The sequence below is a fragment of the Conexibacter sp. CPCC 206217 genome (assembly GCF_030646165.1).
In the GTDB taxonomy this organism is placed as follows: Bacteria; Actinomycetota; Thermoleophilia; order Solirubrobacterales; family Solirubrobacteraceae; genus Conexibacter.
In genome coordinates this window covers 97,290-109,745 of record NZ_JAUTDO010000001.1, presented here as the reverse complement: position 1 = coordinate 109,745, position 12,456 = coordinate 97,290, and the positions used below count along the sequence as shown (strand labels likewise).

General features: G+C 70.5%; 12 protein-coding genes. 5 read left to right on the top strand and 7 right to left on the bottom strand.

The window, feature by feature from the left end; all coding sequences use genetic code 11:
* Positions 1-77: 77 nt before the first annotated feature.
* Positions 78-2,570, bottom strand: coding sequence for a protease pro-enzyme activation domain-containing protein (locus Q7L65_RS00480; protein ID WP_304718241.1), 2,493 nt, complete (start codon positions 2,568-2,570; stop codon positions 78-80).
* A gap of 577 nt (positions 2,571-3,147) precedes the next feature.
* Between Q7L65_RS00480 and Q7L65_RS00475 the strand changes: the two genes are divergently transcribed.
* Positions 3,148-5,232 (top strand): OmpA family protein, encoded by a 2,085-nt coding sequence (locus Q7L65_RS00475; protein ID WP_304718240.1) that lies wholly within the window; start codon positions 3,148-3,150, stop codon positions 5,230-5,232.
* A 269-nt stretch (positions 5,233-5,501) separates the two neighbouring features.
* Here the strand turns inward: Q7L65_RS00475 and Q7L65_RS00470 are convergent, their stop codons facing one another.
* Together Q7L65_RS00470 and Q7L65_RS00465 are read right to left on the bottom strand one after the other, a co-directional pair.
* The gene (locus tag Q7L65_RS00470; protein WP_304718239.1) at positions 5,502-5,657 is read right to left on the bottom strand and encodes a hypothetical protein; all 156 of its coding nucleotides are present in this window, start codon (positions 5,655-5,657) and stop codon (positions 5,502-5,504) included.
* Positions 5,654-5,887 (bottom strand): hypothetical protein, encoded by a 234-nt coding sequence (locus tag Q7L65_RS00465; protein ID WP_304718238.1) that lies wholly within the window; start codon positions 5,885-5,887, stop codon positions 5,654-5,656. Before Q7L65_RS00465 ends, Q7L65_RS00470 begins: the two co-directional genes overlap by 4 nt.
* 215 nt (positions 5,888-6,102) lie before the next feature.
* On the opposite strand from Q7L65_RS00465, the gene Q7L65_RS00460 reads away from it, so the two are divergent.
* Together Q7L65_RS00460 and Q7L65_RS00455 are read left to right on the top strand one after the other, a co-directional pair.
* Complete coding sequence (locus tag Q7L65_RS00460; RefSeq protein WP_304718237.1) at positions 6,103-6,321, top strand: amphi-Trp domain-containing protein; 219 nt, start codon at positions 6,103-6,105, stop codon at positions 6,319-6,321.
* Positions 6,322-6,342: 21 nt separating this feature from the next.
* On the top strand, positions 6,343-7,941 hold the full coding sequence (locus Q7L65_RS00455) for an MFS transporter (protein ID WP_304718236.1): 1,599 nt from the start codon (positions 6,343-6,345) through the stop codon (positions 7,939-7,941).
* Between the two features lie 151 nt (positions 7,942-8,092).
* Here the strand turns inward: Q7L65_RS00455 and Q7L65_RS00450 are convergent, their stop codons facing one another.
* Positions 8,093-9,070 (bottom strand): FUSC family protein, encoded by a 978-nt coding sequence (locus tag Q7L65_RS00450; protein WP_304718235.1) that lies wholly within the window; start codon positions 9,068-9,070, stop codon positions 8,093-8,095.
* A 110-nt stretch (positions 9,071-9,180) separates the two neighbouring features.
* Between Q7L65_RS00450 and Q7L65_RS00445 the strand changes: the two genes are divergently transcribed.
* Together Q7L65_RS00445 and Q7L65_RS00440 are read left to right on the top strand one after the other, a co-directional pair.
* Positions 9,181-9,693 carry a hypothetical protein gene (locus Q7L65_RS00445; RefSeq protein ID WP_304718234.1) on the top strand — a complete coding sequence of 171 codons (513 nt, stop codon included), beginning with the start codon at positions 9,181-9,183 and terminating at the stop codon, positions 9,691-9,693.
* A gap of 241 nt (positions 9,694-9,934) precedes the next feature.
* The gene (locus Q7L65_RS00440; protein WP_304718233.1) at positions 9,935-10,552 is read left to right on the top strand and encodes an arginase family protein; all 618 of its coding nucleotides are present in this window, start codon (positions 9,935-9,937) and stop codon (positions 10,550-10,552) included.
* Here Q7L65_RS00440 and Q7L65_RS00435 read toward each other — a convergent pair.
* The 3 genes from Q7L65_RS00435 to Q7L65_RS00425 form a co-directional block, all read right to left on the bottom strand.
* A complete protein-coding gene (locus Q7L65_RS00435) occupies positions 10,549-11,118 on the bottom strand; it encodes a hypothetical protein (RefSeq protein ID WP_304718232.1) in 570 nt (189 codons plus the stop codon). The genes Q7L65_RS00440 and Q7L65_RS00435 overlap by 4 nt on opposite strands.
* Entirely contained in the window at positions 11,108-11,923 is an 816-nt protein-coding gene (locus Q7L65_RS00430; protein ID WP_304718231.1) for a SigB/SigF/SigG family RNA polymerase sigma factor, read from the bottom strand. Before Q7L65_RS00430 ends, Q7L65_RS00435 begins: the two co-directional genes overlap by 11 nt.
* A 186-nt stretch (positions 11,924-12,109) precedes the next feature.
* The gene (locus tag Q7L65_RS00425; protein WP_304718230.1) at positions 12,110-12,454 is read right to left on the bottom strand and encodes an STAS domain-containing protein; all 345 of its coding nucleotides are present in this window, start codon (positions 12,452-12,454) and stop codon (positions 12,110-12,112) included.
* Positions 12,455-12,456 lie beyond the last annotated feature (2 nt).

Genomic DNA, 12,456 nt, shown 5'->3' with positions numbered 1-12,456 from the left:
GGTGGATCGTGACTCTGTCACGGTTACGAGTGACGACATTGCGACCAAACGGCTACGTGAATCTCGCGTGGTGAAATTCATGGACGACGCGATTGCAGCAGGAGCGGTGCGCTCACGCGGCCGACGCGGTCTCCGAAGCGCGCCCGGATCGTCAGCTGCGCGCGCAGGCGGCCGTGTCGCGCCCGCGCCAGCCGGCGGCGGTCGCGCTGTCCCAGCCTCAACGTGACGGCACGACTGCGCCCGGAGGCGACCGCGACCGTGCGAGAGCGGGCGAGCGTCGAGATCGTCGTCAGCGTGCCTTTGCCGCCGCCCGCGGGGGTCAGCGTCGCCGCCATCGTGCATCCGCCGGTGCCCCTCGGACAGGCGAGCCGGACCGTCATCCGCCCGCCGGGCTCAACCCTCAGCGTCCGCGTTGCGATCGCCGCGAGTCTGACGGCCGCGCCGCCGCGTGCCGGCGTGATGGTCGGCGGGGCGGTCGCCGGCGGTGGGAGCGCCGAGGTGGGAGTCGGGATGGCGGGCGCAGCCGCTGGCGGGGGTGGGTCGACGGGGGGTGCGGACGTCACCGCGTCGGTCACGGTCAGGACCGATGTCTGCGAAGCCGCCGGTGCGACGCCGTTGGCGGCTTCGATCACCACGGTGTATCTGCCCGCCGAGCCGGCGGCGGGAGTGCCGGAGATCGTCGCCCTGCCGCCGCCTTCGTCGCTGAACGCGAGACCGGCCGCAAGCGTGCCGCTGAGCAGACGCAGGCGCGGAGCCGGCGTGCCGGAGGCGGTCACGGTGACGGCCGCCGCGCTCGCGACCGTGAACGTCGCGTCGGCCGTGCTCGTGAACGTCGGTGCGGTCGCCGTGCCGCAGAGGCCGGCCTGCAGCGCGCCGCCGATCGGCGTGCCCAGTCCGCTCGCCATGTCGTAGCCGGCGCCGGCCGGGTACAGCCCGCCGTGCGTGCCGAGGTAGTCGTTGTCGCCGATCGTGATGTCGTTGAGTCCGATGAGCGTGCCGGCGGCGAGTCTGTACAGGGCGGGGCTCAGGAGCCCCAGCCGGCCGCTTGTGACGCACCCGGGCGAGCGGAGCACGAGCGCGGTCAGGGCACCCCACAGGGGAGCAGCGGCGGAGGTCCCGCCGATGCCGATCGTGTTGCCGTTGTACCGGATCACGTAGCCGGTGCGCGGGTCGGCGAGGGCGGCGACGTCGGGCACCTGCCGGCAGTAGCCCGATCTCGCCTGGCACGGTCTCGCGCTCGAGCCGGTGCCGATCACGCCGGGCCCGGTCTGCCAGGCAGGCATCGTCCAGCGTGTCGAGATCCCGCCTCCTCCGCTGCCCTCGCGCGTGGCCGACCGGTTCCAGACCTGCTCGACGGGCGGGTCGCTCGGCTGCGTCATCGTGGTGCCGCCGACGCCCGTGACGGCCGGCTGGCTGGCCGGGTCGTCGACGGCCAGCTGCGTCGCGCTCGTCGCTCTGGACGAGTAGCAGTCGCTCGAGCCCTGATCGCCCGAGGCGGCGACGACCGTCTGCCCTTGAGCCGCCATCTGCTGGAAGATCGTCGCCTCCGCGGCGACCATGTTCGCGTTGGCGCTGGTCTCGCAGACGCCCCAGCTCGTGCTGACGACCTGCGCGAGGTCGTCGTCGGCGATTCTCGCGTAGACGTCTGTGCTGCCGTCGTTGGGACCCTGATAGACGAGGATTCTCGCCTCTGGCGCGATCCCGATCGCCACCTGGATGTCGAGCGCCGCCTCGCCGGAGCCGGCGCCGGTGCCGGGACCTCTCCCGACGTTCTGATTGGTGACCGTCGCGCTCGTCCCGTAGCAGCTCTGGAACGCCTGGATGTCAGAAGCGCGGTAGGGCTCGAACTCCGCGAGCGCGATCGACGCGCCCGCACCGCCGTTGCCGGCGGCGTAGAAGCCGGACATGTCGTATGCCGACGCGATCTGGTCCATCGTGTAGAGGCCGTTGCTCTGCGCCAGCGAGGCGAACTGCGCGCACGGCCGCGGGCCGCTGGACCCGACGAGGAGGGCCGGGGTGAGCGCGGGAGCGGCGCTCGGGGTCGCGGCGGCGCGTGGCCCGCCAGGCGGTCGGACGCTCCTTCGCAGCCCTTCGGGCTGTACGCGCGCGCGGGTGTCGAGTCCCACGATCGCATCCACCGCCGGGGCGACCGACGCCGCGAGCTGCGGGCGCCCGACGTTCGCCACGGCCTCCTCGCCGGAGGGCAGGCGGTAGCTCTCGATCGAGATCTGGAACGCCGCCTCGGCCTCGGCGACCGTCGTCGTGACCGGGATCACCAGACCGCTGCGGGACGGTCTGCCGGGACTCAGGCCTGCGGCTCGCAGCGCGGCGCTGACCGCGTCGATCGTCGACGGCGCGGGCCCGAACCGACCCGCGAACTCGCCCGGCGCGATGAAGTCGCCGAAGGACGGAGAGCCAGGGGTGGAGACGTCGCGGACGAATGCCGCAAGCGCGTCGGGATCGCGCGGCGCGAGCACGATGTCGAGGCTGATCGCCTGGTCGCTCGGTGCCGATCCGAGGCGTCTGCTCCCGGGGACCGGCGAGGGGGCATGGCCGACCGCGGCGGTCAAGACCGACTGGGGACCGGATGCAGCTTGGGCGACGGGAGCGGCAAGCGGCAGCGCAAGGACGATCGCTGCGATGAGCAGGGGAGAGCGGATGGTGCCTCCATCGGTTACTGGACAGCCCCCCTGACTTCGGGAGTATCGACAGCTGCGCACGTACCTTTACGCGCGGTTCCCGATATCGGCCGGTACGGTCAGCGGACTGACTTCACGACCGTCGATGCGACGACAAGACGCTGCAGCTGACGCTCGATCATTAATGATCGGCTGTCCTGTCCACCACGTAGCTGATTAGCGTCACAATCGCGCGCCATGCGTGGAGAGCCGTAAATCGGGCAGCATGTCGACGGACCGGGCGCCTGCTGTGTCAGAGACAGCCCGGGATGGCCATCATCGTTGCTCCCAAACCATGATGATGTGTGACGCCCGCGTCGCCTCCGACGCGCGCTCGCGAGGGAGGGTCAGACGTTCGCGAGCTGAGCCTCGCCACCGTCGCCGGCGATGCTCTCGCTGACTCAAGCGATAGCGTCCGTGCGCCGATCACCGGATCAGCGTTGTTCTCGGTCGCGTCCAGGAGGCCCCCTTGTCATCATCTCGACCATGTCGATCCCCGCTGCGCCTGCTGGCGGCGTGCGCGGCGGCGGCACTGCTCGCGCTCGCCTGCGCCCAGGCTGCCCAGGCCGACTCCCTGACCGTCAAGGCCGGCGAGTACAACACCTGCGGGCAGCGAGCCGACGGCACGATCGTCTGCTTCGGCCAGAACGCTTCGTCGAGCATCTGGACGCTCCCGACGGACGCCGTCGACGGCTACGGCGTGATGAGCGTTCCCTGCGGGATCGACGCCGACCAGTCGGTCGCCTGCTGGCTCGCCGCCGACGACATGTACAGAATGAAGGGGCTGGCTCCGACCGGCAGCTTCAGCCAGATCTCGGTCGGCAACAGCCACGTGTGCGCGCTGGCGACCGACCGCGACGTGGTCTGCTGGGGCGACAACGACAACGGCGCCGTCGGCCCGGACGTCCCGGGCGGACGCCAGGTCGAGACTCACACCGGCCCCTTCCTCGAGGTCGGCGCCAGCCACAGCTACAGCTGCGCGCTGGGGGTCGACGGGATCCCGCAGTGCTGGGGCCTGCCTGGCGACGTCCTGTCGGACATGCCGCCGGCGACCGACCACTTCTCGACGATCAGCACCGGCGACAGCACCGTCTGCGGCATCCTCGACGAGCCCTCCGACACCGCGCGCGACGACACCGTCGAATGCTGGGGCCTGGACAACCACGGCCAGGGCGCGAGCGGTGTCCCCGCAGGCGTCAAGTTCGCATCGGTCTCCGCCGGCAAGGACCATACCTGCGGGGTCGAGCCGAACGGCACGCCGCACTGCTGGGGCAACGACGACAGACACCAGGTCAGCGGGCTTCCCACCGGCGTCGGATTCCAGTCGATCAGCTCCGGCTGGAGCTACGGCTGCGGCGTCGAGCTCGACGGGACGATCGCGTGCTGGGGCTTCCTGGCGTTCGGCCAGGGCGTCCCGGAGATCACGAGCGCCGCGCCGGCCGACGGCAGACTCGGCACTGCGTACACGTTCACGTTGAGAACGACCGCGCAGCTCCCGGGGCCGACCTGGAGCGTCACCGACGGCACCCTGCCCGACGGGCTGACGCTCTCCGCCGGCGGTGTGCTCAGCGGCACGCCGAGAGAGGCCGGCACCTTCGACGTCACCTTCGCGGCCTCCAACGGGCTGACGCCCGACGCCGTGCAGGTCGCCCACCTCAGAATCGCCCCGACCGCGCCGTCGCTCGCGAACGCCGCCGCGGCTGATCTGACGACGACCTCCGCGACGCTCAGCGGCGAGGTCGGTCCCGGCGGCGCGGAGACGACGTACCACTTCGAGTGGGGTGCCGCCGCCGGCGCCTACGACGGCGGCAGAACGGACGACGCGACCGTCGCCGCCGGCACCGACGCCGTCCCGGTCAGAGCCGAGATCGACGGCCTGCAGCCGTCGACGACTTACCACTTCCGACTCGTGGCGACCAACGACGCCGGTACGACCGAGGGCGACGACGCGACCTTCACGACCTCAGACGCCCCGCCGCCGGACGACGGCGATAGAGACAGAACCGGCGACGGCAGAAGAGAGCAGACGCCGCCGCCCGGCGGGGACGACCAGACCACCCCGCCGCCGAGCGGCGGCGAGCAGCTGCCGGCCGGCACGCCGCCGGTCGCGACCCCGCCGGCGCAGAGAAGACCGGTCGCGAGAAGACCGGAGCACAGAAGAGCGAGCGCGAGAAGACATGCCCTCGCGCCCAAGCGCCGCGTCGTGACGGTCTCGCCGCCGCTGACGTTCTGCGCGAGCTGTCTGCACCTGACCGATCGCGACTCGGCGATCGTCCGCAAGCTGCGTGCGGCGGCGAACGGCGCGGTGCTCGTCCAGATCGACGGCTACAGCGACGCGAGCGGCACGCGCTCCGGCAACCTGCTGCTCTCCCGGCGCCGCGCGCGCAACGTCGCCGCGGCGCTGCTCGGCGGGCTGAAGCACCGCCCGGATCAGGTGCGCGTCGCCGGCCACGGAGAGGCGAACCCGATCGCCTCCAACGACACGCTCGCCGGCCGCGCGAAGAACCGCCGCGTGACGATCCGGATCGTCACCGAGCGTCGAGTGCGGCGGTAGCGACCCGACCTGAGTGAATCCGCACCCCGTGGAGGGGTGCGGATTCACTCTCCTGCGGCGAGGAGCCGGACGTCGCGATGAACGGAACGCTTGCGGCGGTCGGGGCTTCGAGTCCTCTCGCTCACCCCTCATGAAAGCCCCTGCTAACGCGGGGGTTTTCCGGCGACGTCCTACCGCCCCGGGGCCTGTCCCGAAGGTCGAGCCTTCGGTGCAGGATTGATCGAGGATTCGTCTGCGCGGGCCCGCTTCGCGCGGACTTCAGTCACAGCTCAGGGTGCTCGGAGAGGTTGCTGCGCGTGGGTGCCTTGGAAGACGTCGTGGACGCGATCGACGACAGCGCCGGAGGTGAGCAGGAACAGCGGGATGAGGAAGATCAGGCCGAACAGCAGGTCCCTCCTTGTGGTTGGGCGGTGGGACTGGGTCACGTGACGCGCGTAACGAGCCAGCTCGTGCCGTTGCGGCCGGGCCACTCGGCGGTCTGGTGCAAGGGGAGCGAGGCGACATCGGCCTGGCTGATGTCTTCCAAGACGCGCGAGCGCAGGATGTCTGCGGCCACGGCGAGTGTGATCCAGGCGTGGTGCTCGGGCGTGCCTTCGAGCGCGCCGCGGCAGCCAAGGACATGGAACTGAGGTTTCGGTGCCCCTCCGTTGCTCATCACACCAAGATAATGATCGTTGGCTCGTGTCGCCGCATCACGGCTCCTTGATCGCGGTGTCCTCGACTGTCGCAGTCGTGACCAGGCGCGGCAATGGTGCGGGCGTCACCGCGGCAGCGTGTCCACACCACCTTTCAGTCGCTCATCCCATATGGGCGATGACACGGAGGCAGGGCCGCGGTTCGATGTCTTATTTCGCGAACGGAGGAATCGTGATGGACATCTTCTCGGTGGAGCAGATGGAGCGCGTCGGACGCGAGGAGGCCGCGGCGCGGCTGCACAGACTCGCCGACATGCTCGCTGGTCACGACGACGTCGAGTTCGAGCGCGGCGGCCTGCGCTTCGGCGCGCACGTCTCCGACGAGGTCAGCCTCAAGATCGAATTGGAGCTGGAGACCGACGAGAGTGAGCTGGAGATGGAGCTGACCTGGTGACGCGTGCCTCAGGAGCGGCTCGTGGAGCCAGACACCAGACCTGATTCAGATGTCTCGGTCGGCACGCCGCGGCTCGCGATCCTGCTCGCGATGGCGATGTTCGTGCTCGTCGTCGACACGTCGTTGATGAACGTCTCGATCTCCGCCGTCGTGCACGACCTCGACACGACGGTCAGCGGCGTACAGGGAGCGATCGCGTTGGAGGCGCTCGTCTCGGCCGCGTTCATCCTGATCGGCGGCAAGCTCGGCGACCTGTTCGGCCGCAAGCGCGCATTCGTCGTCGGCCTGCTCGCCTACGCCGTCGGAGCGCTCGCGATGACGCTCGCCCAGGGACTGACCGCGGTCATCGTCTTCTGGGCGATCGTCGGCGGCTTGGGCGCATCGCTCCTGCTGCCGGCGATGCAGTCGCTCGTGCACGGCAACTTCTCAGGCACCGCGCGCACGAAGGCCTACGCGCTCGTCGCCGCGGCGGCGTCGGTCGCCGCCGCGGTCGGGCCGCTGCTCGGCGGCTTCATCACGACCTACCTCTCCTGGCGCGTCGGCTTCCTGCTGGAGGTCGTCGTGATCGCCGTCGTCCTCAGCGGGATCAGACTCGTCCACGACGTGCCCTACGACGGGCCGCGGGAGGCCGACTTCGTCGGCGCCGCGCTCTCCGTGCTCGGGATGGGCGGGCTCGTGCTCGGCATCCTCGTCTGGCAGGAGGGCGGCGAGTCGGTCGCCGCGCTGCTCCTGCTCGGGGTCGTAGCGATGGCCGCGCTCATCGGCTGGCTGCGCCGGCGGACGCGGCAGGGGAGGCCCGCATTGCTGGACCCGGGCCTGTTCCACTCGCGCCGCTTCCGCCTCGGCGTCTCGCAGGAACTGCTGCAACAGATCGCGCTCGGCGGCATGGTGATCGCACTGCCGATCTACCTGCAGCTCGTACTCGAATACGACGCGATGCAGGCCGGGCTGTCACTGGCGCCGTTGTCGCTCAGCATGTTCGCCATCGCACTGCTCGCTGGCAAGAAGGCGGGCAACCGGCGCCCGAGCGCGATCGTGCGCGTGGGCTTCGCGCTGCTGGCAATCGGGATCACGGTCGTGGTCGTGCTCGTGCCCCGCGCCGACTCCGGCTGGGCGCTGGCCGCGCCACTCGCGCTCGCCGGGTGCGGCCTCGGCCTCGTCGTATCGCAGCTCAACAACTACACGCTGGGGCCGATCCACGAGGAGCACGTGAGCGAAGCGGCCGGTGTCAACTCCGCAGCGGGGTCCTTCGGCCTCTCCTTCGGCCTCGCGTTCGGCGGCGCGATCATGCTCGCGGCGCTCTCGATCGCCTTCACCGACATGACGAACGACAGCACGGTCCTCCCTCAGGGCGCCAAGCAGCAGGTCGCGCAGGTGCTGGAGGACGACGCCGAGGTGATGAGCAACACCCAGCTGCGGACGCAACTGGCCGACGAGCCGCCAGCGATCCGCGCCGAGATCCTCCGCATCAACACCGACGCACGGCCGATCGCCCTCCAGGTCGCACTGCTCGTCCCGCTGCTCGCCAGCCTGATCGGGCTGTTCAACGGCTTTCGCATGGTCCGCCTCACCGACCCGAGCCGTGCGAGACCCGTGGACGGAGGCGTTTCGCGCTCGTGACTGACGTGGGGTGGGTCGCCAGAACCACTCGGCTGTTCGCCTGGCTGACACCAGGTGAGGTCTTGATCGTCGAACTCGGCAGACTCGAAGACGCCAAACGACGGGTCACCGGTTGATCCCATTCCTGCGGGCAGCGCCCGGTCCGCGTAGGTCAATGCTCGCGGCTGGGTCTCCGCTGTCGCGTTCGTAGTGCGAGCGCGGGCAGCGCGAGACCGAAGAGGTAGGCGAGGCCGACGCCGAGCAGCGTCTCGCCGACGCGTTCGCCGAGACGTGCACCGGCATCTTGGGGCTCGGCGTAGAGCAGCAGCAGGAAGACGATGAACGTCGTGAACGCCGGCGTCAGGTACCACCGGCTGCGATGCGTGCCGGCCGCTCCCGCGACGGCCGCGATCGCGGCGAGCGCGTACCAGCCGTCGGCCGGGTCAAGCCGCACGAAGCCGATCGCGAGCAGCGCGCCGACGAGGACGGCGAGGATCCGGCCGACGCTGCGCAGCCGTTGCATCTCTGCCGCGGGTCGCATCACCAGCAGCGCCGCGGCGCACGCCCAACCGACGTGGTCGAAGTCGAGCAGGAAGCCGATCGCGGCGGCCGTCGCACCGGCAGCACCGAGACGGACGCCGTAGCCGAGCGTCGGCATCGCTTGACGCGGTTCCCCACCCGGCGCCCCCGGCGCCGATACCGGGGGCAACGGTCGCTGCGGCCACGGCAGCGAGACCAGCCAGGCAACCGCAGAGCCCGCGACCATCAGCGCCGCCAGCCCGGCGGCCTCGCTGACGTCGTCGAAGCTGAAGCCGATCGCCACCATCGGCAGCGCCAGCGTCATCGCGATCTGGCCCAGTCGCGAGCGGCGCCCCAGCCACGCCGCCGCCACGCCCAGTACCACGAGTGCCGCCACTGCGATCACCGGAGCACCCGCCAGCACGCCGCCGAGCAGCACCGCGGCGCCGATCATCGCGCCCAGCGCCACCAGCGCGACCCGCGCGCGTCGTCTCGGCAGCACGCCGACGAGCGCGGCCGGCAGCACGCCGATCGCGAACGCCAACCCGTGCTGCGGATCGTTCAGCGCGATCACGCCAGCGGGCAGCGCGCAAACACCGCCCAGCAGCGCCGCCGGCCACGACCAGGTCACGCCGCGGCTGCGCGCCGGGTCTGGCCGCGGAGGAGGCCTGGTCCCCGGCGCGGCGAACTTGGGATCTGAGTCTTGTGGCGGATCCATCGGTCTTGCGAGGGGAGATTGTCATGACGAGCGGCACGCAACCGACGGCGGGGAGCGAACGGACCGTCTTCGACGACGTCGCGTACTGGCTGACGGTCGTCTCGGTGTACTTCCTCGTCGGGGTGCTCTTCTTCTACTCCGGCAAGGAGAAGCTGTTCGACGGTGACGCCAAGGCGCCGCCCGGGATCGCGAGACAGTTCGACGGCACGTTCGTCGCGACGTTCCCAGGCGTCGACGCGCTGTGGGCGATCCTCTCGGTGCTCGAGTTCGCCGTCTTCGTGATCCTGCTCGTCAGCCTGGTCCGGGGCGAGTTCCTGCCGCATCGCCGCAAGTCGCTTCTGCTGACCGGTCTCGCGCTGGGGCTGTTCACGTTCGCGTGCCTCTCGTTCGGGCAGACCTCGACCGGCAACAACGAGGGCACCGCCTCGCTCTTCACCTACTTCGGCGTCGTCGCGATCGTGATGCTGCTCGTCATGCTGCTGCCGCCCAACCGCCCCCGCGCCTGGCTCAGCGGCATCGCCCACACCCGCGACTGAACCAACACCCCTGTCAGGACGCGCGCACGACGCGAGGCGGACGCCAGCGGGACGTTCTCCACGCGGCGTGCCGAGGAGCGACGGTCTACGAATCGCGCGGATGATGCGAGCGGATGTCTCATGAGCTTCGATCTGATCGTTTCGCGGAGACGGGTCGCGGATCGCACCCCTGGCGCGATCGCGGGGGGCGGCGCTGACGTCCGCGGCGCTGGCGGCTCGGCTCGGGATCACGTCGGTCACCGTGGGTGACCCGAGCGGACCGAGGCAGGACGACTGGCGCGAGAGCCTGTCGGCGGCGAACGACACGCTGAACCGACTTGCCGCGGCGGTGACGGGGAGCCTCCGCGAGGAGCGCACTCCGCTGATCGTCGCCAACACGTGTGCGGCCAGCCTGGCGACCCTGCCGGTCGCCGCGACCGCGCGACCTGGAGCGACGCTGCTGTGGGTCGACGCGCACGGCGACTTCAACACGCCCGGCACGACCGCTTCGGGCTATCTCGGCGGCATGGTGCTCGCCGCCGCATGCGGGTTGTGGGACAGCGGGCACGGCGCGGGCCTCGACCCCCGTCAGGTGATCCTGGTCGGCGCACGGGACATCGACGACGCCGAGGGCCGGCTGCTCGCAGAGCACGGTGTCCGGATCGTCTCGCCGGTCGATGCCGTGCCCGAGGCGTTGCTCCCGATGATCGGCATCTCCGAGGTGTGGATCCACGTTGACTGGGACGTGCTCGAACCGGGCTTCGTCCCCGCCGCCTACGCCGTGCCGAACGGTTTGCCGCCGCAGCAGCTGAAGGCCCTGCTCGCCGCGATTGCGGCCGAGCGGATCGCCGCGATCAGCGGGGGCCTGGCCGCCGTCTAGCGTGGATTGCGGGTTGGGCCGTCGGCGACGCCTGGGGGATCGTCCGCTGTCGGGGACGCGAGAGGCTCGCGTGGTTGACGGCGGCTGAGGCCGCGACCGCGCTGGTCGGTCGTGCTGTCCACGATGGTCTTCTTGCGGCGTGGGATGAGGGTGTTGAAGAGGAGGATGGCTGCTGCGACTGCCCATGCGAGTTCGGTGGCGTGGTTGGCGGCGGCGAGGCCGAGGACGCCGTTGCCGCTGATGAGGGCGATGATCGCGCAGGCGGCGAGTGCGATTCCGACGATCAGGCTCATGGTCTTGGCGAGCAGGTGCTGTGCGGCGCCGAACAGCAGCAGGCCGCCGGCGATGGCGGTGAACATGCCGGTCCAGCCGTTGGCGCCGAAGATGCCGAAGAAGACGTCGCCGTCGGGCTTGGCGTCGCCGTCGGGAAAGTTCGACAGTCTGGTGAAGTCGTTCTGCTTGTAGATGAGGTACAGACCGGCCGCCAAGAGGATCGTGCCGAGGATCAGCGCTGGTCCTCGGGCGAGGCTGATGCCTTTTTCGGTGTGGGTCGTCTCAGCGGACATGGTCGCTCCCGGCGTCGGAGGTGATCGTTGGCAGGGCGGTCCGCGCCGTGGCGAGCTGGTCGAGTGTCCTGCGCAGCATGCGTGAGATGTGCATCTGCGAGCAGTCGAGGTGGGCGGCGATCTCGCTTTGGGTCATGTCCTGCGCGAAGCGCATGTAGAGCATCTCGCGGTCGCGTCGCGGCAGCGCGCGCAGCAGCGGCGCGATCGTCGTGCGGTGCTCGGCGAGGTCGAAGCCGTCGTCTTCGTCGCCGAGCAGGTCAGCGAGGGTGGCGTCGCCGTCCTCGCCGTCGGTTGCGACGGGTTGGTCGAGTGAAGCTGCCTGTTTGGCGCTCTGCGCCTGCAGCGCTTCCGCGATCTGCTCTGTGCTGAGTCCGGTCGCCGCGCTCAGTTCGGAGACGGTCGGGGCGCGGGCGAGACGTTCGGTCAGGTCGGTCGTCGCTGCTCTGGTTCTCAGGACGTCCTCCTGCAGGCCGCGCGGCAGGTGCAGCGACCATGTCGTGTCGCGGAAGTGGCGGCGCAGCTCGCCGGTGATCGTGGGGATCGCGAACGAGCTGAAGCGCGTACCGGCGTCCGGGTCGAACCGGTCGACAGCCTTCACGAGCCCCATGTAGGCGACCTGGAGAAGGTCGTCGAACGGTTCCGGGCCTGGGTAGTAGTGGCGCGCGAGCCGGCGGGCGAGCGGCATGTACGCCTCGATCGCGTCCGCGCGGCAGAGCCGGTCTCCGGTGCGGCAGTATCTGGTGATCAGGTGCTCAGCGGTCCGGCCGCGGCGTTCGTGGCGCGGTTGGTGCAGCGTGCTCGGCATGGCGAGAACCCCAGTCGTCGGTGACGTCGTCCGGGGCGAGCTGGACGCCGACCCTGTTTGGGGAGCGCATCCGTCCTGCCTGGCACTCAGGAGGCGGCGAGGGCTGGCTCGCGCCGTCCCGTCCGCTTAGCACAAGGGGTACCCGCCGCGGGGACGAACCAGTCCGGCCCCGCGCCGCAAGACGCGTCAATCCTCGAACGGCACGACCGTGTCAAGGCGCGTCAGCTCGAACAGCCGTCGGATCGCCGGTCCGCCCTGCCTGACCGCGAACGGCCGATCCGCGGCGGAGCAGAGTCGTTGGGCGCAGAGCACGAAGCGCAGGCCGGTCGAGTCCATGAACGTCAGGTCTGACAGATCGACCACGAGGCCGGTGCAGCGCTCGCCGAGCGCCCCGTGCAGCGCTCGTTGTGCGGCTTCGAGGCCGGCGACGTCGAACTCTCCTCTGAGCCGGAGGCGCCAGCGTGCGCCGTCCGGCGCGCTGGCAACGGTGAACAGCGGCGACGGGTGCGTGGCGGGAGACGTGTCAGGCATGG